This is a genomic window from Xanthomonas arboricola (assembly GCF_003353015.1).
Lineage (GTDB): Bacteria > Pseudomonadota > Gammaproteobacteria > Xanthomonadales > Xanthomonadaceae > Xanthomonas > Xanthomonas arboricola_E.
Genome location: NZ_QREM01000001.1, coordinates 660,737 through 682,244, shown reverse-complemented (window position 1 = coordinate 682,244; position 21,508 = coordinate 660,737). Strand labels below are relative to the sequence as shown.

Annotated in this window: 23 protein-coding genes; 14 read left to right on the top strand and 9 right to left on the bottom strand. The window is 67.2% G+C overall.

From position 1 onward, the window contains the following. Positions 1-151: 151 nt before the first annotated feature. Together C0541_RS03055 and C0541_RS03050 are read right to left on the bottom strand one after the other, a co-directional pair. On the bottom strand, positions 152-382 hold the full coding sequence (locus C0541_RS03055) for a DUF2007 domain-containing protein (protein ID WP_016900736.1): 231 nt from the start codon (positions 380-382) through the stop codon (positions 152-154). 1 nt (position 383) lies between these two features. Beyond that, a complete protein-coding gene (locus C0541_RS03050; RefSeq protein ID WP_115045686.1) occupies positions 384-1,025 on the bottom strand; it encodes a glutathione S-transferase family protein in 642 nt (213 codons plus the stop codon). Between the two features lie 316 nt (positions 1,026-1,341). Here C0541_RS03050 and C0541_RS03045 point away from each other — a divergent pair, with 316 nt between their 5' ends. From C0541_RS03045 to rlmM, 6 genes are all read left to right on the top strand, one after another. Then, entirely contained in the window at positions 1,342-3,081 is a 1,740-nt protein-coding gene (locus tag C0541_RS03045; protein WP_115045619.1) for a glutamine--tRNA ligase/YqeY domain fusion protein, read from the top strand. Positions 3,082-3,305: 224 nt separating this feature from the next. After that, complete coding sequence (locus tag C0541_RS03040; protein WP_115045618.1) at positions 3,306-4,235, top strand: DMT family transporter; 930 nt, start codon at positions 3,306-3,308, stop codon at positions 4,233-4,235. A 61-nt stretch (positions 4,236-4,296) separates the two neighbouring features. After that, the gene (locus C0541_RS20985; protein WP_193725855.1) at positions 4,297-4,548 is read left to right on the top strand and encodes a hypothetical protein; all 252 of its coding nucleotides are present in this window, start codon (positions 4,297-4,299) and stop codon (positions 4,546-4,548) included. 177 nt (positions 4,549-4,725) lie between these two features. Continuing rightward, positions 4,726-5,142 carry a hypothetical protein gene (locus tag C0541_RS03030; protein ID WP_115045616.1) on the top strand — a complete coding sequence of 139 codons (417 nt, stop codon included), beginning with the start codon at positions 4,726-4,728 and terminating at the stop codon, positions 5,140-5,142. After that, entirely contained in the window at positions 5,142-5,702 is a 561-nt protein-coding gene (locus C0541_RS03025) for a nucleoside deaminase (protein WP_115045615.1), read from the top strand. The genes C0541_RS03030 and C0541_RS03025 overlap by 1 nt, the downstream gene beginning before the upstream one ends. A 36-nt stretch (positions 5,703-5,738) precedes the next feature. Further along, entirely contained in the window at positions 5,739-6,782 is a 1,044-nt protein-coding gene (rlmM, locus tag C0541_RS03020; RefSeq protein ID WP_115045614.1) for a 23S rRNA (cytidine(2498)-2'-O)-methyltransferase RlmM, read from the top strand. Positions 6,783-7,098: 316 nt separating this feature from the next. Here the strand turns inward: rlmM and C0541_RS03015 are convergent, their stop codons facing one another. Further along, positions 7,099-8,208: a Gfo/Idh/MocA family protein gene (locus C0541_RS03015; RefSeq protein WP_115045613.1), complete on the bottom strand. Its 1,110-nt coding sequence runs from the start codon at positions 8,206-8,208 to the stop codon at positions 7,099-7,101. Between the two features lie 258 nt (positions 8,209-8,466). Here C0541_RS03015 and C0541_RS03010 point away from each other — a divergent pair, with 258 nt between their 5' ends. The 7 genes from C0541_RS03010 (at position 8,467) to C0541_RS02980 (ending at position 15,482) form a co-directional block, all read left to right on the top strand. Continuing rightward, a complete protein-coding gene (locus C0541_RS03010; protein ID WP_115045612.1) occupies positions 8,467-9,369 on the top strand; it encodes an SMP-30/gluconolactonase/LRE family protein in 903 nt (300 codons plus the stop codon). An 81-nt stretch (positions 9,370-9,450) separates the two neighbouring features. Then, positions 9,451-10,173 (top strand): hypothetical protein, encoded by a 723-nt coding sequence (locus C0541_RS03005; RefSeq protein ID WP_104598523.1) that lies wholly within the window; start codon positions 9,451-9,453, stop codon positions 10,171-10,173. A 211-nt stretch (positions 10,174-10,384) separates the two neighbouring features. Beyond that, positions 10,385-10,780 carry an EF-hand domain-containing protein gene (locus C0541_RS03000; RefSeq protein ID WP_115045611.1) on the top strand — a complete coding sequence of 132 codons (396 nt, stop codon included), beginning with the start codon at positions 10,385-10,387 and terminating at the stop codon, positions 10,778-10,780. A gap of 133 nt (positions 10,781-10,913) precedes the next feature. Then, positions 10,914-11,387 (top strand): MarR family winged helix-turn-helix transcriptional regulator, encoded by a 474-nt coding sequence (locus C0541_RS02995; protein WP_115045685.1) that lies wholly within the window; start codon positions 10,914-10,916, stop codon positions 11,385-11,387. Positions 11,388-11,421: 34 nt separating this feature from the next. Continuing rightward, the gene (locus C0541_RS02990; RefSeq protein WP_115045610.1) at positions 11,422-12,249 is read left to right on the top strand and encodes a p-hydroxycinnamoyl CoA hydratase/lyase; all 828 of its coding nucleotides are present in this window, start codon (positions 11,422-11,424) and stop codon (positions 12,247-12,249) included. 83 nt (positions 12,250-12,332) lie between these two features. After that, the gene (locus C0541_RS02985) at positions 12,333-13,802 is read left to right on the top strand and encodes an aldehyde dehydrogenase (protein ID WP_115045609.1); all 1,470 of its coding nucleotides are present in this window, start codon (positions 12,333-12,335) and stop codon (positions 13,800-13,802) included. Positions 13,803-14,003: 201 nt separating this feature from the next. Continuing rightward, positions 14,004-15,482: an AMP-binding protein gene (locus tag C0541_RS02980; protein ID WP_115045608.1), complete on the top strand. Its 1,479-nt coding sequence runs from the start codon at positions 14,004-14,006 to the stop codon at positions 15,480-15,482. Positions 15,483-15,669: 187 nt separating this feature from the next. Here the strand turns inward: C0541_RS02980 and C0541_RS02975 are convergent, their stop codons facing one another. The 3 genes from C0541_RS02975 to C0541_RS02965 form a co-directional block, all read right to left on the bottom strand. After that, entirely contained in the window at positions 15,670-16,671 is a 1,002-nt protein-coding gene (locus C0541_RS02975) for a LysR substrate-binding domain-containing protein (protein WP_115045607.1), read from the bottom strand. A 64-nt stretch (positions 16,672-16,735) separates the two neighbouring features. Further along, positions 16,736-17,095 carry a protocatechuate 3,4-dioxygenase gene (locus tag C0541_RS02970; RefSeq protein WP_115045606.1) on the bottom strand — a complete coding sequence of 120 codons (360 nt, stop codon included), beginning with the start codon at positions 17,093-17,095 and terminating at the stop codon, positions 16,736-16,738. 10 nt (positions 17,096-17,105) lie between these two features. Next, positions 17,106-18,002, bottom strand: coding sequence for a gallate dioxygenase (locus C0541_RS02965; RefSeq protein ID WP_115045605.1), 897 nt, complete (start codon positions 18,000-18,002; stop codon positions 17,106-17,108). A 234-nt stretch (positions 18,003-18,236) separates the two neighbouring features. Here C0541_RS02965 and C0541_RS02960 point away from each other — a divergent pair, with 234 nt between their 5' ends. Then, positions 18,237-18,911 (top strand): GntR family transcriptional regulator, encoded by a 675-nt coding sequence (locus C0541_RS02960; protein WP_115045604.1) that lies wholly within the window; start codon positions 18,237-18,239, stop codon positions 18,909-18,911. Between the two features lie 151 nt (positions 18,912-19,062). Here the strand turns inward: C0541_RS02960 and C0541_RS02955 are convergent, their stop codons facing one another. From C0541_RS02955 to C0541_RS02945, 3 genes are all read right to left on the bottom strand, one after another. Beyond that, the gene (locus C0541_RS02955; protein ID WP_429001325.1) at positions 19,063-20,097 is read right to left on the bottom strand and encodes a SphA family protein; all 1,035 of its coding nucleotides are present in this window, start codon (positions 20,095-20,097) and stop codon (positions 19,063-19,065) included. Between the two features lie 124 nt (positions 20,098-20,221). Further along, positions 20,222-20,653 (bottom strand): nuclear transport factor 2 family protein, encoded by a 432-nt coding sequence (locus C0541_RS02950; RefSeq protein ID WP_115045603.1) that lies wholly within the window; start codon positions 20,651-20,653, stop codon positions 20,222-20,224. Positions 20,654-20,739: 86 nt separating this feature from the next. Then, positions 20,740-21,462, bottom strand: coding sequence for an alpha/beta fold hydrolase (locus tag C0541_RS02945; protein ID WP_115045602.1), 723 nt, complete (start codon positions 21,460-21,462; stop codon positions 20,740-20,742). Positions 21,463-21,508 lie beyond the last annotated feature (46 nt).

The following is a 21,508-nucleotide window of genomic DNA, read 5'->3' as shown; positions in this document are numbered from 1 at the left end:
GGAATGATGCGCACCATCAATCCCCAACGCCCACCAGCGTAGGAGCGCACCCGGGCGCGACGAGGCTTCACCGGTAACGCCCCGTCGCGCCCGGGTGCGCTCCTACGCAAAGCCCCGTCGCGCCCGGGTGCGCTCCTACGCTGGTGGCGCGCTATAGGGCGCGGGTGACCTCGCCGCACAGGCCGATCTCTGCCAGCACCGCCTGTGCCTGGCTCAGGTGCAGGTCGGCCACGCAGACCTGCAGCACGCCGAAGGCAGGCAGTTCGCCGGCACCGCCCAAGAGCGATTCGCCGAACACGAAGGCGGTGATGCCGGCATCTTCGAGCGCGTGCTTGGCCAGGTGCGCGTCGATGATGTGGCTGGCGCGATACGCGATCTGCATGTCAGCCGCGCTCCAGGCGTTCGCGTTCGGCGTCCTGCTTCCACTCGCGCAGTGCCGGCAGCGCATCCAGTGCGGCCAGGTAATCGCCGGCAGCCTCGAACAGCGGCACCCCGTAGCTGGCAAAGCGCAGCGCAACCGGGGCGTACATCGCGTCGACGATGCCGAAGTCGCCACACAGGAAGGGGCCGACCTGGCCGTGCTCGGCGCGCAGGCTGGCCCATAGCGCCTGGATGCGGGTGATGTCGCGCTCGACAGCGGCGTCCCAACGGGCCGGGCCAGGCGTGCGGGCCAGGTTCATCGGCAGCTGGGTGCGCAACGCGACGAAGCCCGCATGCATTTCAGCCGCAGCCGCCCGCGCCTGCGCGCGCACGGCCAGGTCCACGGGCCAGCCGCGGCCGTCCAGCCAGCGGTCGTTGACGTATTCGCAGATCGCCAGCGAGTCCCAGACATGCAGGGCGTCATCCCACAGCACCGGCACCTTGCGGGTCGGCGAATAACCGGCAATGCGCGCCTGGAACTCGGGTGTGTCCAGCGGCAGGCGGACTTCGTCGAACGGCACCTGGAAGTGCCGCAGCAGCAGCCAAGGCCGCAACGACCAGGAAGACAGGGTCTTGTCGCCGATCACCAGGCGGGGCAAAGGCATGCGCGGCTCGCTGCAGAGGGTCGGCGCAGCGTACGCGTCGGCGCCGGCGGCCGCCAGCCGTGGCCGATCGGGCGCTCCCGCCATGCCGTCACCCACCTGCGCGACCGCGACCGCACCGACGCTCACACCTTGCAGCCGATAGCGCCCGTGAAGGAGCCCATGCCACCACTGGATGGCGCTGGTGGCGCTGGCCCACAGGCCTGCTGGCGCTTCGCGCCGCGGCAGAACGCCCCAGCCCACCACGCAACACCCCTGCCGCCTACCCCTAACCGGTGCCACCGCCTAAACTTGCGGTTTACCTATTGCTGATGCGCGCATGTCCGAGACCCCAGCCACCGACGCCACCGCCCCGGCGGAGAAGAAAGACTTCATCCGCCAGATCGTCCGCGAGGATCTGGCCAGCGGCAAGCACACGGTCATCCGCACCCGCTTCCCGCCCGAGCCCAACGGCTACCTGCATATCGGCCACGCCAAGGCGATCTGCCTGGATTTCGGCCTGGCGGCCGAGTTCGGCGGGCTGTGCAACCTGCGCCTGGACGACACCAACCCGGCCAAGGAAGACCCCGAGTTCGTGGTCGCCATCCAGGACGATGTGCGCTGGCTGGGGTTCGAGTGGGCGCAGTTGCGCCATGCCTCGGACTACTTCGAGGTGTACTACCTGGCTGCGGAAAAACTGATCCGCGACGGCCATGCCTTCGTCTGCGACCTGTCCGCCGAACAGGTGCGCGAGTACCGCGGCACGCTGACCGAGCCCGGCCGCAATTCGCCGTTCCGCGAGCGCAGCGTCGAGGAAAACCTGGACCTGTTCCGGCGCATGCGTGCCGGCGAATTCCCCGATGGTGCGCGCACCCTGCGTGCCAGGATCGACATGGCCAGCGGCAACATCAACCTGCGCGATCCGGCGCTGTACCGCATCAAGCATGTCGAGCACCAGAACACCGGCAACGCCTGGCCGATCTACCCGATGTACGACTTCGCGCATTCGCTGGGCGATGCGGTGGAAGGCATCACCCATTCGCTGTGCACGCTGGAATTCGAAGACCACCGCCCGCTCTACGACTGGTGCGTGGACAAGGTGGACCTGGCCGCGCATCCGGAGCTGCTGCAGCCGCTGCTGGACAAGGGCCTGCCGCGCGAGGCCGCCAAGCCGCGCCAGATCGAGTTCTCGCGCCTGAACATCAACTACACGGTGATGAGCAAGCGCAAGCTCACCGCACTGGTGGAAGAACGGCTGGTGGATGGCTGGGACGACCCGCGTATGTACACGCTGCAGGGCCTGCGCCGGCGCGGCTATACGCCGGCGGCGATGCGCCTGTTCGTGGATCGTGTGGGGATCAGCAAGCAGAACTCGCTGATCGACTTCTCGGTGCTGGAAGGCTGCCTGCGCGAGGACCTGGATGCGGCCGCGGCGCGCCGCATGGCGGTGGTCGACCCGCTCAAGCTGGTGCTGAGCAACCTGCCCGAGGGCCATACCGAGACGCTGCAGTTTTCCAATCATCCCAAGGACGACAGCTTCGGCACGCGCGAAGTGCCGTTTGCGCGCGAGCTGTGGATCGAGCGCGAGGATTTTGCCGAGGTCCCGCCCAAGGGCTGGAAGCGCCTGGTCCCTGGGGGCGAGATCCGCCTGCGCGGCGCCGGCATCGCACGCGTGGATGAGGTGATCAAGAACGCGGACGGCGAGATCGTCGAGCTGCGCGGCTGGCTGGATCCGGAATCGCGTCCGGGCATGGAAGGCGCCAACCGCAAGGTCAAGGGCACCATCCACTGGGTCAGCGCCGCACATGCGGTGGAAGCGGAGATCCGCCTGTACGACCGCCTGTTCTCGGTGGAAAAGCCCGATGACGAGTCCGAGGGCAAGACCTACCGCGACTATCTCAACCCGGCGTCCAAGCGCAGCGTGCGCGGCTATGTGGAGCCGAGTGCGGCGCAGGCGGCGCCCGAGCAGGCGTTCCAGTTCGAGCGCACCGGCTACTTCGTGGCCGACCGCCGCGACCACAGCGCTGCCACGCCGGTATTCAACCGCAGCGTGACCCTGCGCGACACCTGGGCCAAGTGAGTCGAAACCTGCGCCGGATGCCAGCCATCCGGCGCGGATATGGCGGCAGGCAGCCGCAGCGATAGCTGGCCTGCGGCGATCGGGGTGCGGATTGGTTGCCACCGCGCGTGATGCAGCCAGCGGGACCGCGCCTCAGAGCCTTGTCTTCTGAGTTAATGAGCAAGCGCAATGGAGACTGCGTGCCGCACTTCATTGCATGCTGCACGGCATGAAGGAGCAGCACGATGCGTGAGCGCTTGATGGTGGGTGTTGCCTGCGGCATCGGTGCAGGCGCGTTATGGGGACTGGTGTTTCTGGCGCCGCAGTTGCTGGCGGCGTTCACGCCGTTGCAACTGGCCGTTGCCCGTTATCTGTCGTATGGCGCGATCGCCGCCCTGGTGCTGGCACCGCGCGCGCGGCAGACCGCTGCGCGGCTGGGGCGCGCCGAATGGTGGGCGCTGGTGCGTCTGAGCCTGCTGGGCAACCTGATCTATTACGTGCTGCTCGGCAGCGCGGTGCAGTGGGCCGGCAGCGCGGCGACCGCGCTGATCATCGGCCTGCTGCCGGTGGTGGTCACCGTGATCGGCACGCGTGCCGCAGGCGCGGTGCAGCTGCGACGCCTGGCTGCGCCGTGCGTGGTGTGCGTCGTCGGCGTGGCGCTGGTCGCCGTGGACACCCTGCAACACGACACCGGCCAGCACGCCAGCGATCGCGCCACCCGCATCGCCGGCCTGCTGTGCGCGTTCGGTGCGCTGGCGTCGTGGTCGGCCTATTCGATCGGCAATGCGCGCTGGCTGCGGCGGCGGCCGGACCTGTCCGGGGGCGATTGGTCGCTGCTGACCGGCGTGGTCACCGGCGCATTGGCACTGTTGCTGGCGCCGGCTTCCCTGCTCGGCAGCGCGCCCCATGCCCCGCTCGACTGGGCGAGTTTCTGGGGCATTTCGCTGTTGCTGGGCATCCTGGCCTCGGTGATCGGCAATGCCTTGTGGAACCGGGCCAGCCGCGTGCTGCCGCTGACCCTGGTCGGGCAGATGATCGTGTTCGAAACGGTCTTTGCGCTGCTGTACGGCTTTGCCTGGGAAATGCGCCTGCCCACCCTGCTGGAGCTGGCCGCCATCGCCTGCCTGCTGGTCGGCGTGCTGTGGTGCGCAGCACTGCATGCGGAAGCGAAATGACGCCGGCAGCTGATGCGCGCAACGGCCTAGATTGCAGGCCGTATCCCCCAGCAACGCCGCCATGTGCCTTCCGCCACCACGTTCACGCCCACCTGCAAGCACGCTGCGCAATGCGGTGTTTTCGCTGTCGATCGGCCTGGCTGGCTGCTCGCCGCAGCCACCGGTCTCGAACGCGGTGACCCCGGCCGACGTGGTCTGCACGCTGCTTCCCGGTCGGCCAGATGACGACCTGCCCAGCGATCGCCGCGACGAAAGCATGCAGCAACTGGACCTTGCCACCCGCTGCCGCAGGACCCTGCGCAGACAGCATTGACTGTCTTGACGCAGTGGGCATGTTGCGGGCGCAGGCATGTGCCTGGCCATGCGTCACCAGCCGCAACACGCGCAGGCCCCGGATGCCCTGGACCTGCGCAGCTGCTCCAGGGCTTGCCACATTTCGCACATCCAGGGCTTACCATGGCCGCTCACCTGTCCTGATCGGAGCGGCCGCATGTCCCGTCTGTTATCCCGGTGTCTGAGCACGCTGTTGCTGCTGGCCTGTCTGGTGTCGATCGGCTGCGTGGCCGCCCCGCCGGCCGATACGGCCACGCCGCCTGCGGCGACCGGACCGGCAAGCGGGCCGGCAACAGGCAAGCCGATCACCGTGACCACCACCTGCCGCACCGACGCCGACTGCACGGTGAAGGACGTCGGCAATTGCTGCGGCGCATTCCCGGCCTGCGTCAACGTCAACAGCGCCACCGATCCCAAGGGCGTGCAGGCGCAATGCCAGGCCAGCGGCATGATGAGCGTGTGCGGCTTCCGCGAGATCAGCGCCTGCCAGTGCGTGGCCGGGCAATGTGCCGCAAAGGACGCCCAGGCCGATACACTGCGCCCCGCTCCCCCCTCTACAGAAATGGTCCACTGATGCTCTACGCGCACGTCCACCTCACGCTGCCCGACTGGATCCACGCGCATGTCGACGACAGCCGCGCCTATCCCGGCGACGAGGACAAGGTGGCGCTGGCAATCGAGCTGTCGCGGATGAACGTGCAGGAGCGCAGCGGCGGCCCGTTCGGGGCGGTCGTGTTCGGCCCGGACCACCGCATCATCGCCGCGGCGGTGAACCGCGTGGTGCCGCAGACCACCTCGCTGGCGCATGCCGAAAACATGGCCTACATGCTCGCCCAGCAGCGCCTGCAGACGCCGCGCCTGAACGATGTGCTGGCGCCGGTGACGCTGGCCACCTCTGCGCAGCCGTGCTGCCAGTGCTACGGCGCCACCGTGTGGGCCGGCATCGACCGCCTGCTGATCGGCGCACGCGCCGAAGACGTGATGGCACTGACCGAATTCGACGAAGGCCCGCTGCCTGCCGACTGGGTGGGCGAGCTCACCCGCCGCGGCATCGAGGTGGTGCGCGACGTGCATCGCGACCAGGCCTGCGCGGTGCTGCGCACCTATGGCGAGGGCGGCGGTGACCATTATTGACCTGCCGCGCAGCGATCGCGCCCGCCAGGCCCTGCGATGAGCGGCCTGCTGTGTTACTGCCGCCAGGGCTTCGAGCCGGAGCTGGCTGCCGAGTTGAGCGCACGCGCCGCCTTCGTCGGCATCGCCGGCTATGCGCGCACCCAGCGCAACGACGGCTATGTGCTGTTCGTCTGCGATGAAGCCGCACAGCTGGCTGCAAGGCTGCACTGGCGCGAGCTGATCTTTGCGCGGCAGAAGCTGGTGGTGGTCGCCGAACTCAAGGGCATCGACCCGAAAGACCGCATCACGCCGATCCTGGCCGCACTGGAAGGCCAGCCGCGTTTCGGCGATCTGTGGGTGGAACATCCGGATTCGGACGCGGGCAAGCCGCTGGCAGGGCTGGCACGCAGCTTCGGCAATGCCTTGCGTCCGGCCTTGCGCAAGGCCGGCCTGCTGACCGACAAACCGCAACCGCGCCTGGCGCGGCTGCATGTCTGCTTTCTCGATGGCGACCACGCCTTGCTGGCGGTGGCCGACAGCGCCGACAGCGCGCCGTGGCCGTTGGGCATTCCGCGCCTGAAGCTGTTGCCGGAGGCGCCATCGCGCTCGGCACTCAAGCTCGACGAAGCCCTGCTCACCCTGCTCACCCCGGAAGAACGCGAGGCGCTGGTCAAGCCGGGCATGCGTGCCGCCGACCTGGGCGCGGCGCCCGGCGGCTGGACCTGGGTGCTGACCCGCCAGCATGTGCACGTCACCAGCGTCGACAACGGCCCGCTCCGCGAGCATGTGCTGGAAACCGGCCTGGTCGAGCATCTGCGTGCCGACGGCTTCCACTGGAAGCCTGCGCAGGCGCTGGACTGGATGGTCTGCGACATGGTCGAGCAACCGCGCCGCGTGGCCGAACGCATGGCCACCTGGATCCGCGAAGGCTGGTGCCGCAACACCATCTTCAACCTCAAGCTGCCGATGAAAAAGCGCTGGGACGAAACCCGGCTATGCCTGGACCTGTTCGAGCAGCAGGCCGAGAAATCGCTGATCGTGCGCGCCAAGCAGCTGTATCACGATCGTGAGGAGATCACGGTGCTGGCGATGCGGGGCTGAGGGCCGGGAATCGGGAATCGGGAATCGTAAAGGCGGGTGATTGGCGGCGGAGTTGCTGTGGGTATTGGCCAGTGGCAGCGTGCCGATGTGCATGACACCCCTCCAGGGGGCCCATGCAGAGCACCTGAGTAGGCGTGCGGCTCGCAGCAGGCGCTGGTTCCGTACGATGGCACAGCAGGTGCTCTAGCGTCGGATTGAAAGGCCTCCTCGTCCGCGAAGGCCTTTTTAGCTCTTGGTGGCGGCAAGCTGGCTTGAGCCAGTCTGCTGTCTCAGATCAGGGCCAGCCCGCTCCGTCGCTCGACGGAGCGGGCCGCGCTTACAGCACGATCCGCTTGCTGCCCTCGCGGGCCGAGCGGTAGATCGCATCGACGATGCGGATGTCGCGCAGGCCTTCCTCGCCGGGCGCGCGCAGCGGGGTGCCGTTGATGATCGCCAGCGCGTCCTCGTCCATCTGCAGTGCCTGCTGGTGCGGCACCTTGGCGTCGAACACGCGCCCGTCGCTGGCCTTGCCGGTCACGCCCTGGTAGCTCTGGAACGGCGACAACTCATACCAGCCGCGCTCGCACTCGGCACGCAGCACATTCATGTTCTTCCCGAAGCTGGTCTTGCACTCGGCGCGCACCGCATTCGGGAATTCCAGGGTGAAGTCCATATGCTCGTCGACCTCGTCGAACAGCTCCGGGCGATCGGTCCAGCGCTTGGCGGTCACCGCCAGCGGCTCGCTGCCTACCGTGTAGCGCGCGGCGTTGAGCGGATACACGCCCATGTCGTACATCGCCCCGCCGCCGAACTGGGAACGCAGGCGCCACGGACGATCGGCCTTGGTCGCATCGTGATAGCCGTTGTAGCCGGCCTCGGCACGCACGCGTTGCATCGCGCCGAACGGCTTCTCGCTGGCCATCGCGATCAGGCGGCGCGTATTGGGTTCGTGCTGCATGCGGTAACCGATCGTCAGCGCCACCTTGTTGCGCCTGCACGCCGCGATCATGGCCTCGCATTCGCCGGCATGCATCGCCATCGGCTTTTCGCACCACACATGCTTGCCGGCCGCCGCCGCGCGCAGGGTCAACGGCGCATGCAGGTGGGTGGGCGTGACGATATACACCACGTCGATGTCGTCGTTGTCGGCGATGCGGTCGAAGTTCTCGTAGCTGTAGACGTTGCGGTCGGCGATGCCGTACTTGGCCTGCCACTGCGGAATCTTCGACGGTGTACCGGTGACGATGCCCGCCAGCTTGCAATGCCTGGTCAACGCCAGGCCCGGCGCGAGTTGCTCGCTGGCATAACTGCCCAGGCCGGCCAGCGCCACATTCAGCGGTTTTCCAGGCTTTTTCTTCGGCAATGCCCAGCCGGGCGCAGCGAGCAGGATGCCTGCACCGCCGAACGCGGCGAGCAGACGGCGACGTGTGATCGATTCCACGGACATGCAAACCTCCTTCGCAAGATTGAGAGCGGCTGACACCATCGCATGCAGTCGTCAGCCGACGCCGCACGCGTACTGCAGTGTCAGTGGTACCTGCCGCACCGCGCCCCAAGCGCACTGCCCGCAGGTGGGCGCAGTGGTGCTGTTGGTCGCTGGTCGGCCAATGCTGCCCGGGCACCTTACTTGATCGCGCGTGATCACCGCCATGGCCGCTGCGCACGTTCTGGCACACTGGCAACGATCCCATCTGGAGCATGCCGCATGATCGCTGTCGCACGCCGTCGTTTCCTGCCCCTGGCGTTGTTGTTGTCCAGCTCGCTGGCGGCCGCTGCCGACGCGCCCTTCGTTGCGCGCGACCTGATCGGCGATGGCGCCTTCACCCACAATGCCGAAGGCCCTGCGGCAGGACCGGACGGCGCGCTGTACGCGGTGAACCTGGGCAAGGACGGCACCATCGCACGCATCGTCCTGCACCCCCACCGCAGCGCAACAGCGGAGGTCTTCGTGACCTTGCCCGACGGCAGCACCGGCAATGGCATCCGCTTCCGCGACGGGACGATGTACGTGGCCGATTACACCGGCCACAAGATCCTGCGCGTGGACATGCACACGCGCGCAGTCAGCACCTTCGCCTCGCTGCCCGACGCCGATGGTCCCAACGACCTGGCGCTTGCTCCCGATGGCAGCTTCTATGCAAGCGACCCCAACTGGAAGGACAACGGCGGCCGCCTGTGGCACATCAGCCGCGAGGGCGTGGTCCAATTGATGGAGTCCGGCATGACCACGCCCAACGGGCTGGACGTCAGTCCCGACGGCAGGCATCTCTACGTCAACGAAAGCATGTCGCGCAAGGTCTGGGTGTACGACCGCATCGACGGCGGCCTGCGCAACAAACGCCTGCTGATCAGCTTCCCCGACTTCGGCATGGATGGCATGCGCTGCGATGCCGACGGCAATCTCTACATCGCCCGCTACGATGCCGGACAGATTGCAGTGGTCTCGCCGCAGGGCACGTTGCTGCGCACGGTCGCGTTGAAAGGCCGCAAGGCCAGCAACGTGGCGTTCGGTGGCAGCGATGGCAAGCAGGTGTTCGTCACCTTGCAGGATCGTGGCGCAGTTGAAACGTTCAGCTCCGATCGCCCGGGGCGCGAAACCGGACGCTGAAACTGCTGCGCACGTCGCAACGGTTCTCAGGTCGCGCAACAGCGCGCTGGCATCCTGCAGGTCACCCGTGGAGGACTCCCCATGCAACCGATCGAACTCAAGGACGCGGCCGCCTTCGGCAACGAATTCCTGCGCCTGACCCTGCTGCAGGGATTCCAGTCGCTGACCAAGCGCGATCTGGAATTGCTGATCTTCGTGCTGCTCGAACGCGATGGCGCCATCTCGCGCAACAGCTCCAACGCGATGGTCGCATTGCAGCTGCGGGTGACCTCGGCCAAGGTCAAGGCGTTGCGTCGTGACGGCTATGCGCGCTGGCGCTCGCTGGTGCCCGAGGAAGGCGACGCGGCGATGCAGCGCATCGTCGCCAACGTGCTCACCGAAGACAACCTGCGCTCCGGTGCCAAGCACGTCAGCGAACGTAGCCGCAAGGAAGGCTTTCTTGCGGTGCGTATCGAACACCCCGATGACGCGCAGCAATTCGAGCAGGCCATCCTGGATGTCGGTGCCCTGCCGGTGTACGAGCGCAATCGCGACGTGGTCGCTGTGCGCTTCGACACCCTGCTGAAAGTCGCCGAACGCTGGGGCTATCTGCAGCCGGATCCGCAGGCCACCGTGCGCGAACTGCAAAAGCTCACGCCCACGGCAGAGGAAGTGGCGGACCTGCTGAAGAAGGACATCGCGCAACTGCGTTGGGAAGATGTCCGGCGCGCGCTCAACAGCCTTGGCGCCAAGGCAGTGGCCAGCACTGCCGAGGGTGGCCTGAAGGGCTTGCTGAAGATCGTGTTTCCGTTCATTCCCGGCTGAGCGGCGAAACCGCGTGCGAGGTGCGAGGTCGTCACGCGAGAACCGGCGCCGGACCAGGCCGGGTTGGTCGAAGCCGCACCGCGCATGTCGCGCCGAGCGCCAACCGGGACGCATGCAGGCACCGTCGCGATACACCGGGAGCGCGTCGCACGCACCTCAGCACGTCCCACAGCCTCTATGCTTGCAGGCTGTTCCACATCAGGGGGATCTGATGACTACCGTTCGTGTCGTTTCGTTTTCCGTGTTGCTGCTGCTCGGCGGCCACGCGCTCGCACAACAGGCGCCCACCGCGGCCAGCAGCATGCCGCTGGTCGAGGTTCCCAATGTGATCCGCACCCAGCCGCTGTCCAGCGGCGAGGTCACCCATCAGGCCCAGCTGGAGCGCCCGCGCGGCGAGTCCAGCGTGATCGTGCGCTCGATCCAGCCCAACAGCGTGGTCGGCAGCTATCGCATCGACTTCCAGGCCCTGGATAGCGACGGCGACGGCCGCATCAGCCGCGCAGAGGCGCAGGCCAACCCGGCGCTGGCAGATGAATTCGACGCGCTCGACATCCACCGCAGCGGCCACCTGAGCCGCGAACAGCTGGCCGGCTGGCTGATTCAGTAAGGTAGTGGTCAGCAGGGTGCGCGGCTGCGCGACGCAGGCGCGCCCCCTGCCTCGTCTGTGACCGCCACAACCGCTTGCAGTGCCCGCTTCGGTCGGCTAGATTGTATTTGACGGATACAATTTGGACGGATCGATGACTGCTCGCCTGGCCCTTGCCGCAGACCTTGGCTATCAACTGCAACTGGCGACCCTGGCCTCCAGCCATGCCGCGCGCCAGGAACTGGCCGAACTGCACCTGACCCCGGCGCGGGTCACCGCCTTGATCCATATCCGCGACCAGCCCGGCTGCGACCAGACCGAGCTGGGCAACCGCCTGCTGGTCAATCGCGCTGCCGGCATGAAGATCGCCAACGCACTGGCCGAGCAGGGCCTGATCGAACGGCTGGCCGGCCGCGACCGACGCAGCAAGGGCCTGTACCTGACCCCGCTTGGCGAACGCACGCTCGCCACTGCCCAGGGCTGCCTGGCACGGGCGGTCGCGCGGACCTGCACCGGCCTGCAAGCCAGCGAGCAGCAGACCCTGCTGCGCCTGCTCTGCAAGTTGAACGCCAGCGCCACGCTGGAACGGGCAAACGTGCCGGACACCGCGCTCGCCGAAGACCTGTGATTCCCACCTTGTACCGACTTGAAGGAGACGCCGCTTGAACGAGCATGACGTGGTATCGGTCCACATCGAAAACCGCATCGCCTGGGTGAAGTTCGCACGCCCCGACAAACGCAACGCGATGAGCCCGGCGCTCAACCGCCGCATGATGGACGTGCTGGACGAGCTGGAATTCGACGACAACGTCGGCGTGCTGGTGCTCGGCGGCGAAGGCACCGCCTGGTCGGCCGGCATGGATCTGAAGGAGTATTTCCGCGAGACCGAGGCCCAGGGCCTGCGCGGCGTGCGTCGCTCGCAGCGCGAGTCCTACGGCTGGTTCCGCCGCCTGCGCTGGTACCAGAAGCCCACCATCGCGATGGTCAATGGCTGGTGCTTCGGCGGCGGTTTCGGGCCGTTGTTCGCCTGCGACCTGGCGATCGCCGCCGACGAGGCGCAGTTCGGCCTGTCGGAGATCAACTGGGGCATCCTGCCCGGCGGCGGCGTCACCAAGGTCGCGGTGGAGCTGCTGTCCATGCGCGATGCGATGTGGATGACGCTGACCGGCGAAATGGTCGACGGCAAGAAGGCCGCCGAATGGCGCCTGGTCAACGAAAGCGTGCCGCTGGAACGGCTGGAAGCGCGCACCCGCGAAGTGGCCCAGTTGCTGCTCAAGAAAAATCCGGTCGCGCTGAAATACGCCAAGGACGCCGTGCGCCGCGTCGGCACCATGACCTACGACGAAGCCGAAGATTACCTGGTACGCATGCAGGAAGCGGCCAATTCGTTCGACAACAACGCCCGCAAGGAAGGCATCCGTCAGTTCATCGACGAGAAGAGCTACAAGCCCGGCCTGGGCGAATACGACCTGACCAAAAACAGCGCCTGAGCCGTTCCTACGGCGCCTGAAGCGATGCGTGCACCCCACGCATCGCTGGCGCTGCCAGTGGTTTTCTGCACCGAGGAGGGAGTATGGAAGCCTTGTCCGCAACCTTGCGCGGAATTGCCGCGCGTGGGCCATTGGGCCTGTTCATCGACGGCCAGTGGCGCGCCAGCAGCGGCGATCGCCAGGTCGATGTGATCGCACCGCACAGCGAGCAACGCCTGCTGCGCTACACCGAGCCGGCGCCTGCCGACACCGAGGCGGCCGTGGCCGCCGCGCGTGCTGCATTCGACACCGGCCCCTGGCCGCAGCTGTCGCCGGCCGAACGTGGCGCGGTGCTCAAACGCATCGCCACGCAGTTGCGTGCGCGCCTGCCGGAGCTGGCCGAAGCCTGGACCGGACAGGTCGGCGCCACCATCGGCTTCAGTCGCCGCGCCTCGCAGCAGGCGCCCGGCCTGTTCGACTATTACGGCGACCTGATTGCGACCCATCCGTTCGTGGAACCGCGTGCACGCGCCAGCGGCGGCCGCGTGCACATCGTGCAGGAGCCGGTGGGCGTGGTCGCCACCATCACCCCCTGGAACGCGCCGCTGGTGCTGCTCTGCTACAAGGTCGCTGCCGCCCTGGCGGCCGGTTGCACGGTGGTGGCCAAGCCCTCGCCGGAAACGCCGATCGATGCCTACATCCTGGCCGAATGCATCAGCGCCGCCGGCGTGCCCGATGGCGTGTTCAATCTGCTGCCAGGCGGTCGCGAGGTCGGCGAACAGCTGATCCGCCATCCGCAGGTGGACAAGGTGAGTTTCACCGGGTCCACCCAGGCCGGGCGGCTGATCGGGGTCGCCTGCGCCGAGCGCCTGGCGCGGGTCGGGCTGGAGCTGGGCGGCAAGTCGGCCGCGATCGTGCTGGACGATGCCGACATCACCAAGGTGCTGCCCAGCCTGGTGCCCTACTCGATGCCGATCACCGGCCAGGTGTGCTTCGCCCTAACCCGCGTGCTGGTGCCGGCGCAGCGACGCGACGACATCCTGCAGGCGTATTGCGCGGCCGTGGGCGCGCTCAGGCTCGGCGATCCGTTCGCTGCCGAGACCGGCATGGGCCCGTTGGCGCTCGGCCGCCAGCTCGAACGCGTGCAGTCCTACATCGCACAAGGCCGCGCCGAGGGTGCGCGCCTGGTCATGGGCGGTGGCCGCCCGACGCATCTGCCGCATGGCTTTTTCATCGAGCCCACGGTATTTGCCGGGGTGACCCCGGAGATGACCATCGCCCGCGAGGAAATCTTCGGCCCGGTGGTGAGCTTTATCGACTACCACGACGAGGCCGACCTGATCGCCAAGGTCAATGCCAGCGAGTTCGGCCTGCACGGCACGGTCTACAGCGAAGATGCCGATCGCGCCTACCGCATCGCCCGCCGTGTGCGCAGCGGCAGCCATTCGATCAACGGCATGTGGGTGGACTTCGACATGCCGTTCGGCGGAGTCAAGCATTCCGGGATCGGCCGCGAAGGCGGCATCGAAGGACTGCACGCCTTCCTCGAAACCAAGACCATCTACCTCAGTTAGCCCCCCGCCCACCGACTGCGCAGGCACCAAGCGCGGTCGCAACGCGATGCGGCAGGCACCGCCTTGTGCATCGTCTCCTGCGGTGCACCCGCACCCTCTGGTGAACGTTCGCCAGATGGAGCGGCCGCCCGCATCAACCTTCAGCCGCAGCCGTCGCACTCACGCCAGTCACTCTCCCATCTGCATTCGGAAGACAGCGCCATGACCATGCCGACCGACTCGATCTCCTTCCACGCCCGCCTCACCCCACACCGGCTTGCCGCCCGCGACCTGCTGCTGGACCAGCAGTGGACGTACGCAGAACTGGACGCGCTGATCGGCCGCCTGGCTGCGTTGCTGCAGACCCGCGGCTGCAGCGATGGCGAACGGCTCGCCGTGCTGGCACGCAACTCGGTCTGGCAGGTGGCGCTGCATTTCGCCTGCGCACGCGTCGGCGCGATCTACGTGCCGCTCAACTGGCGGCTGAGTGCAACCGAACTGGATGCATTGCTGCAACGCGCAGAGCCGCGCCTGCTGTTGGGCGATGACGTCGCTGCGGGGCGCGCCGGTGTCGAGGCGCTGGCCGACTTCGTCGACGCGGCGAAAGCGCAGCAACCGGCAGACACCGGGTCGATTCCCCCCGACCGCGTCAGCCTGATCCTGTTCACCTCCGGCACCTCCGGCCAGCCCAAAGGCGTGATGCTGAGCGAGCAGAACCTGCAGCAGGTGGCGCACAACTTCGGCGTCACCACGCGCGTGGATGCCGGCAGCAGCTTCCTGTGCGAAGCACCGATGTTCCACATCATCGGCCTGGCCACCAACGTGCGCCCGGTGCTGGCGGTGGGCGGCTCGATCCAGGTGTCCAATGGCTTCGAACCGAAACGGACCCTGGGCTGGCTGAGCAACCCGTCGCTGGGCATCACCCATTACGTCGGCGTGCCGCAGATGATGCAGGCCTTTCGCAGCCAGCCCGGTTTCGATGCGGCCGCGCTGCGGCATCTCACCGCGCTGGTCAGCGGCGGCGCGCCGCATGCCAGCGATGACCTGCTCGGCTGGCTGGACGATGGCATCCCGATGGTCAGCGGCTTCGGCATGAGCGAGGCCGGCACGGTCTTCGGCATGTCGGTGGACTGCGCGGTGATCCGCGACAAGCTGGGCGCAGTCGGCATTTCGGCGCCGTCGGTGCAGACGCGCGTGGTCGATGGCGACGGCAACGACTGCCCGGTCGGCGTGCCCGGCGAGCTGTTGTTGCGCGGCCCCAACCTCAGCCCCGGCTACTGGCGCGATCCACAGGCAAGCGCCGACGCGCGCGACGCCCAGGGCTGGTTCCGCACCGGCGACATCGTGCGGCGCGATGCCGATGGGTTTTTCTGGATTGTCGACCGCAAGAAGGACATGTTCATCTCCGGCGGCGAGAACGTCTATCCGGCCGAGATCGAAGCAGTGCTTGCCGATCATCCGCAGGTGCGCGAATGCGCGGTAGTCGGTATCGCCGACCCGCAATGGGGCGAAGTGGGCTACCTGGCGATCGTACCGGCCGGCGACGCGCCGGATCTGGAGCAGATCCGCGCCTATCTGATCCAACGGCTGGCCAAGTACAAGGTCCCCAAGCATCTGCGCGTGGTCGAGGTGCTGCCGCGCACCGCGACCGGCAAGCTGCAGAAAGCGCGTCTGAAAGACGCCCTGGCCAGCGAGACGTGACGCATGCCGCCCCGCTTGTGCGGTGCGCATCTGGCAGCGACCCGCAGCTCCGCTGCGCAGGCATGGCAGCGTCGATGCCAGACAGCACAACGGGCAGCCTGCGCTGCCCGTTGTGTACATGCCTCACTTCAGTACTTCTGCGACACCCACGGCAGCGGCGTGCGCCGCGCATGCCGTGCTCAATCGATCAGGCCGACTCGTCCAGCAACAGGTCGTCCTCGCCGATCTGGTCGTCCACCCAGACCGCCCCCTGCTCGGCCATGACCGCCAACTGGTGTTCCAGCTCGCGCATCAGCAGGCGCACGCCGGGCTTGTGGATGGCACTGCCATCGCGATAGATCACCCCGCCTGCGCGCGCCTGCGACGGCTGTTGCAACTGGAAGGCACGCAGCTCGCCACGTGCGATATCCCCGGCCACCATCATGCTGGGCATCACCGCGATGCTGTCGGTGCCGAGCAGGATCTCGCGGGTAAAGCTGGCCGAACTGGAACGCAACTGATCGCGCGTGGCCAGCCCGTGCTCGCGCATCACCTGCGCCACGTCGCGCTCCACATGCTGGCTCAGCGTCGGCAGCACCTGGCGATACGCAGCGGCTTCGCCGATGCGCACCTGGCCGTTGGCGAACAGGGGGTGGTCGCTGCGCGCCACCAGCGCGATCGGATCCTGGTACAGCACCTTGCGGATCAATGCGTCGTAGCGGGCCAGCGGATACAGCCGGCCCACCACCAGGTCGATCTCGTTGCCGGCCAGCTTGGGCAGCAGCTCGTCGGTGCGCCCGTGCAGCAGGCGCACCCGCAGCGTGGGCTCGGCGCGATACAACGCAGCCAGTACGGCCGGCAACAGGCCGCTGGCGGCGACCGGCAGCGCGCCCACGGTGATGGTGAGCGCGTCGTCCTGCAGCAGCCCCTCGAAGGTGTCCTGCGCGCGGCGCAACTGGCCGAGCACCACGTGCGCGGTCTGCACCAGCACCTCGCCCATCGCGTTGGGACGCACGCCGCGCGAGTGGCGCTCGAACAGCGGCGCGCCGACGATCTCTTCGATCTCCTGCAGGGCACGCGTCAATGCGGGCTGGGTGACGTTCAGGACGCGTGAGGCGCGGAGCAGGCTTTTCTGCCGGTCCAGCGCCTCGATGACACGTAGATGGCGGACCTTGATGCGGTGTTCGAAGAACACGGAGGACATGGTCATGGGGGGACCTTAGGTTGGGAAGTCGGGTAATGCGGCGGCACGGCACCTGGCCGCCGCCCGCAGATCAGCGTGCATCGGGCACACGCCGGGTCTGCATGAAGTCTTCGAAGGACTCGCCACGCATGATGGCGTAGACCTGCAGATTGGTCATGCGCACCACACGGGCGAATTTTTCGATCACGAAGAAGTTGGCGCCGTACTGCACCAGGCCGAGCCAGTCGCGTGCACGGATCAGCGCCTTTTCGTGCTCGGTGAGGCCGGCGTCCTGCATCAGGGTTTCGGAATCCTCAAGAAAGCGATCGCGCCACGGGGCGCGGATCATATGCCAGAAGAATCGATTGATGCGCAACGCGCGGTTGCTGGTGCGCAGATCGAACAGGTAAGTGCCGCCGATCTGGTCCATGCCCTGTACTTGCGGATTCATAGGCCGGCCCTCATGCCGCGTTCGCGGTGTGCGCGAGCAACTGCGCCGAAGACGGTGCGTCAGCGGCTTCGACGCCGGGCTCGTACAGCACCACCGTCATCGCGGTGGTGGTCATCAGGTAGTAGTTCTGGTGCAGCTTGCGGATCGGCCCGCCCAGCGCGCCACGCATCGCCAGCCACATGATCTGCTCCACGCTCTCGGCACCGCCCAGGCGCACGTAGTCGGTGTGGGTGAGATCGGTCAGCGTTTCCGGCGCATGCTGGAAGCGGTCCAGAAATTCCATGTCCCACTCGGTGTTGTTGAAGCCGGTGCGCTCGCCGTGGATCTGATGCGACAGCCCGCCGGTGCCCACCACCACCACCTTGAGATCTTCCGGATAGGATTCGATTGCCCGCCGCACCGCCTGGCCCAGGCGGTAGCAGCGGCGCGCGGTCGGCAGCGGGTACTGCAGCACGTTGATCGCGATCGGCACCACCGTGCCCGGCCAGTCCGGCACGTGCGGCCACAGCAGCGGCAGCGGCGCCGCGCAGCCATGGTCGATCGGCTTGTCCTGAAAGACAGTCAGATCGAATTCGTCGTTGACCAGGCACTCGGCGATATGCGCCTGCAGCTGCACATCGCCGCGGATCGGCGGCAGATTGCGCAGCCCTGCGCCCTCATCGGCCACCGGGAAGCGCTCGCCGATGCCCAGGGCGAAGGTCGGGTACAGGTCGAAGAAAAACGTCGTGCAATGGTCGTTGTAGAAGAACACCAGCACGTCTGCCTGCTGCTCGGCCAACCAGGCAGCGACCGGCGTGTAGCCGTCGAACAACGGTTTCCACAAGGGATCCTGCTGCTTGCCCTTGTCGTAGGCCACCCCGATGGTGGGAACGTGCGAGGTTCCGATGCCGCCGATGATGCTTGCCATGCTGCCCTCCTGCGATACGTGCCGGCCACCGGCAGTGACCGATTGCGCATCATTGATTGAGTCGAATCCGACCCGCCATGGGATCCCAACAACGCCGATTGACCACTCCGGACCGCCAAAACGGTATCCTTGGGATCCAAAGTGCCACCAAGCGATCTGATCTGCAAGGTTTTTATACCGGTAGTGCGAGTTTTCCCCTTCGAAGGAACGTGCGCTGCAGTCCGGCGCGAGAGAATGGAGCCAATGGCGAACAACCACCGATTGCAAGCGGTCCAGCAGCTACGCGAACTGATCCTGTGCGGCACCTTCGCCCCCGGTGAACGCATCACCGAGGCCGCGCTGGCCGAGCGACTGGCCATCTCGCGCACTCCCGTCCGGCAGGCGCTGCCGGCGCTGTGCCAGGAAGGCCTGCTGGTGCAGGCAGGCAACCGCGGCTATGCGGTGCGCCGTTTCAGCCAGCAGGAAAGCCTGGACGCACTGGCGGTGCGTGCCCTGATGGAAGGCATGGCCGCACGCACCGTCGCCGAACAGGGCGCCTCCGCCGCGCTGCTGGACACCCTGCACGCCTGTCTCGACGAGGGCGACCGGATCCTGGCCACGCGCAGCCTGACTGCCGACGACGAACAGGCCTATGGCGCGATGAATGCCCGCTTCCACCGCGCCATCGTGGTGGCCGCCAACAAGCCGATCCTGACCGAGACCGTGGACCGCTGCACCCTGGTGCCCTTCGTCAGCCCGGTCCACGTGGTCTTCGGCCAGCGCTCGCCCACGCTGGCCTACGACGATCTGTACTACGGCCATCGGCAGCACGGCGCCATCGTCTCGGCGATCGAGCAACGCGATGGCGCGCGCGCGGAGCTGTTGTTCCGCGAACACGCCAATACCCAACGCCACAGCATGGGCATCTGACGCGCACGCTTGCCGGGCGCGGTTGACGCCGCGCAGCGTCCGCCGCAAGGCCGGGCAACCCGGCCTTGCCTGCATCGCGTGCGGCCGCCCTCCGCAGCGCGCACGCAGGCATGTCAGCGCGCGTGCTGCGGATGCGGGCGCGTTTTGCCGCCTAGAGGGAGTGCACGAACATCAGGTTGACGCTGGTGCCGGCCACCGAGTTCTTCACTTCCACCGGCAGGTAGACGTTGAAATTCAGCAGGTTTTTGCCATCCAGCCGCCAGGACAGGCCCGGGCCGAGATAGAGCTGCATGCGTTTGCTGTCCGGCACACGCTGCCCGTTGGTGCGGTTGTCCTTCAGCTGCTGCAGGTAATACCCGTTGATGCCCAGGCGCAGTTGTTCGTTGACCTTCAGCGAACTGGCCAGATTGACCCACACCAGGTCGCCGGCCTGTCCATTGCGAAAACGGAATCCCGGGATCGGCGGCACGCCGCCGGCGCGATCGGAGCGGAAATTGTAGAGATAGTTGATCCGTGCGCTGATCTCCCAGTTGTCGCTGGGTTGCACGGTAAACGCCCAATGCGGCGCCACCGACCAGAATCCGGCGCTCTGGTTGATCGCGACGTCGCGATCGAACTTGCCCACCGGAGCGAACGCATCGATCGCGAACCGCTGGAAGAACAGCACGCGCCCGTTGCGCATCACCGGGTCGAACTGCAGCGCCGGCCCGAAGGAGATGTCACCCACCCCGAAGCCGTTGCTGCGCAACTCCACCGGGCTGTCCGCAGCGAAGGACGTGTCGTAGTTGACCAGCGGCACGATCGTATTGAGGCTCAGCGACGCATTCTTCCAGCGATAGGGGGTGACGTAGATCAACTGGGTCAGCAGGACGCTGACACCGACCTTGGGATCGCGGAAGGCGGCCGCATCGTCGCCACGTGCGTTCTTGATCGCGTCGAAGTCGTAGTGGCGCAGGTATTCGATCACCGTCCAGCCCGGCGTCGACGAGCCGAAGCCATCCAGAAAACTCGTCCCGCCCACATTGATACCCTGCGGCGGTGCCGCGGTTTCCGGCACTGCCTGTGCCGATGCCGCAACGGGCAGGCCGGCACCCAGCAGCGCGAGCAGGGTCAGGACACGATGCCGGTGCGACGACAGGCGCGGCGATGCAACAGCACGACGGACAGATGAACTCACGCGTTCCACTAGGCGATTCTCCAGTGCGATGGATGGATGACTGCGGGCGCGACGTGGGGGAGAAAAGCGGTCCTGCAGTACGCAGCGGCAGCGGCGCCAGCGCTGCGTAGGCAAACGGATTCGAGGCCGTCGGTCAGTCCGTGCCGATGCGCATCAGCAGGGCGCCGAGCCGCTGCTTGAACAGCCAGCGTCCCTGCTCCAGCACCAGCACGTCGTCGAAACTGCCGAGCAAGGCCGGCGATTGCGCCGTCCACGGTGGCGCCGTCGCGGTGTCCGCGGCGATGTAGAGCAGCACCTTGCTGTGCGCGTGCGCCAGGGTCGGCGACTGCACGCTGACCCAGGTGTTGAGCATCAGATGACAGGTCGTGCGCGGCGCACGCGTGCGGAACGATTGCACGATCGCCTCGCGCCCCTGCACCGGCACCTCCGGCGCACTGGGGCGGGCGAACACGCCGTCGGCAGTGAACAATGCGGCGAGGCCGTCGTGGTCATGCCGATCGTTGAGCACTGCGAATTGGCGGATCACCTGCTCGCAGGCAATGATGATCGATGCATCGTCGTGCATGCAGCCTCCTCGGCGCGTTACTGGAAAACCGACAAACTGTGGTCAACGACGACAGCGCACCCGCCGCCAGCCGGACCGGATCGCCATCACCCGTCCTGCAGCCAGTCGCGCAGTGCCGCGCTGACGGCCGCGGGCGCTTCCAGCGGCGCCATATGCCCGCTGTTTTCGAAGACCACCAGCCGCGCATGCGGGATCTGCTGCGCCATCTGCCGGTGCTGCGCCAGGGGACTCCAGGCGTCCTGCCGGCCGACACCCAGCAGGGTCGGGCAGCGGATCTGCGCCAGCACCGGCGTGGCGTCGGGGCGCTCCAGCAACGCGTGGATCTGCCCGGCATAGGTCTGCACGCTGTGCCGCTGCACCATCGCGATCAACGGGTTCATCAGCGCGGCATCGTCGTGCCGGTCCGGATGCAGCATCGGTGGCAGCCATTGCCGTGCGAGCGCCTGCATGCCTTGCGCGTGGGCGAGCTGCACCAGTGCCGCGCGCTGCGCACGCTCGCCGTCGCGGCGTGGCGCAATGCCGGTGTCCAGCAGGGCCAGGCGCTGCACGCGTTGCGGTGCCTGGCGCATGATCTCCAGCGCCACCCGCCCGCCCATCGAATGGCCGGCCACTGCGAACTGTGGCGGGGCCACGGCCAGCACGTGCGCGGCCATCTGCACGATGCTGTCGAAGCCGGCGAAGTCCAGCACCTGCACCTCGGCCAGATCGCTCAGCGCCTGGCGCTGCGGCTGCCAGATGGTGGCGTCGCAGAGCAGGCCGCAGAGCAGCAGCAGGTCGGGACTGGACGAACGGATGGCGGACGATGACATGGCTCGACTGTAGCCACGCCGGCGGCGCCCGTCGTATGGAACATGC

Bases quoted from the DNA above. Each gene is read 5' to 3' on its own strand.
- C0541_RS03055 (WP_016900736.1), bottom strand. From the start codon at position 382: ATGCAGATCGCGTATCGCGCCAGCCACATCATCGACGCGCACCTGGCC.
- C0541_RS03050 (WP_115045686.1), bottom strand. From the start codon at position 1,025: ATGCCTTTGCCCCGCCTGGTGATCGGCGACAAGACCCTGTCTTCCTGG.
- C0541_RS03045 (WP_115045619.1), top strand. From the start codon at position 1,342: ATGTCCGAGACCCCAGCCACCGACGCCACCGCCCCGGCGGAGAAGAAA.
- C0541_RS03040 (WP_115045618.1), top strand. From the start codon at position 3,306: ATGCGTGAGCGCTTGATGGTGGGTGTTGCCTGCGGCATCGGTGCAGGC.
- C0541_RS20985 (WP_193725855.1), top strand. From the start codon at position 4,297: ATGTGCCTTCCGCCACCACGTTCACGCCCACCTGCAAGCACGCTGCGC.
- C0541_RS03030 (WP_115045616.1), top strand. From the start codon at position 4,726: ATGTCCCGTCTGTTATCCCGGTGTCTGAGCACGCTGTTGCTGCTGGCC.
- C0541_RS03025 (WP_115045615.1), top strand. From the start codon at position 5,142: ATGCTCTACGCGCACGTCCACCTCACGCTGCCCGACTGGATCCACGCG.
- rlmM (WP_115045614.1), top strand. From the start codon at position 5,739: ATGAGCGGCCTGCTGTGTTACTGCCGCCAGGGCTTCGAGCCGGAGCTG.
- C0541_RS03015 (WP_115045613.1), bottom strand. From the start codon at position 8,208: ATGTCCGTGGAATCGATCACACGTCGCCGTCTGCTCGCCGCGTTCGGC.
- C0541_RS03010 (WP_115045612.1), top strand. From the start codon at position 8,467: ATGATCGCTGTCGCACGCCGTCGTTTCCTGCCCCTGGCGTTGTTGTTG.
- C0541_RS03005 (WP_104598523.1), top strand. From the start codon at position 9,451: ATGCAACCGATCGAACTCAAGGACGCGGCCGCCTTCGGCAACGAATTC.
- C0541_RS03000 (WP_115045611.1), top strand. From the start codon at position 10,385: ATGACTACCGTTCGTGTCGTTTCGTTTTCCGTGTTGCTGCTGCTCGGC.
- C0541_RS02995 (WP_115045685.1), top strand. From the start codon at position 10,914: ATGACTGCTCGCCTGGCCCTTGCCGCAGACCTTGGCTATCAACTGCAA.
- C0541_RS02985 (WP_115045609.1), top strand. From the start codon at position 12,333: ATGGAAGCCTTGTCCGCAACCTTGCGCGGAATTGCCGCGCGTGGGCCA.
- C0541_RS02980 (WP_115045608.1), top strand. From the start codon at position 14,004: ATGACCATGCCGACCGACTCGATCTCCTTCCACGCCCGCCTCACCCCA.
- C0541_RS02975 (WP_115045607.1), bottom strand. From the start codon at position 16,671: ATGACCATGTCCTCCGTGTTCTTCGAACACCGCATCAAGGTCCGCCAT.
- C0541_RS02970 (WP_115045606.1), bottom strand. From the start codon at position 17,095: ATGAATCCGCAAGTACAGGGCATGGACCAGATCGGCGGCACTTACCTG.
- C0541_RS02965 (WP_115045605.1), bottom strand. From the start codon at position 18,002: ATGGCAAGCATCATCGGCGGCATCGGAACCTCGCACGTTCCCACCATC.
- C0541_RS02960 (WP_115045604.1), top strand. From the start codon at position 18,237: ATGGAGCCAATGGCGAACAACCACCGATTGCAAGCGGTCCAGCAGCTA.
- C0541_RS02950 (WP_115045603.1), bottom strand. From the start codon at position 20,653: ATGCACGACGATGCATCGATCATCATTGCCTGCGAGCAGGTGATCCGC.
- C0541_RS02945 (WP_115045602.1), bottom strand. From the start codon at position 21,462: ATGTCATCGTCCGCCATCCGTTCGTCCAGTCCCGACCTGCTGCTGCTC.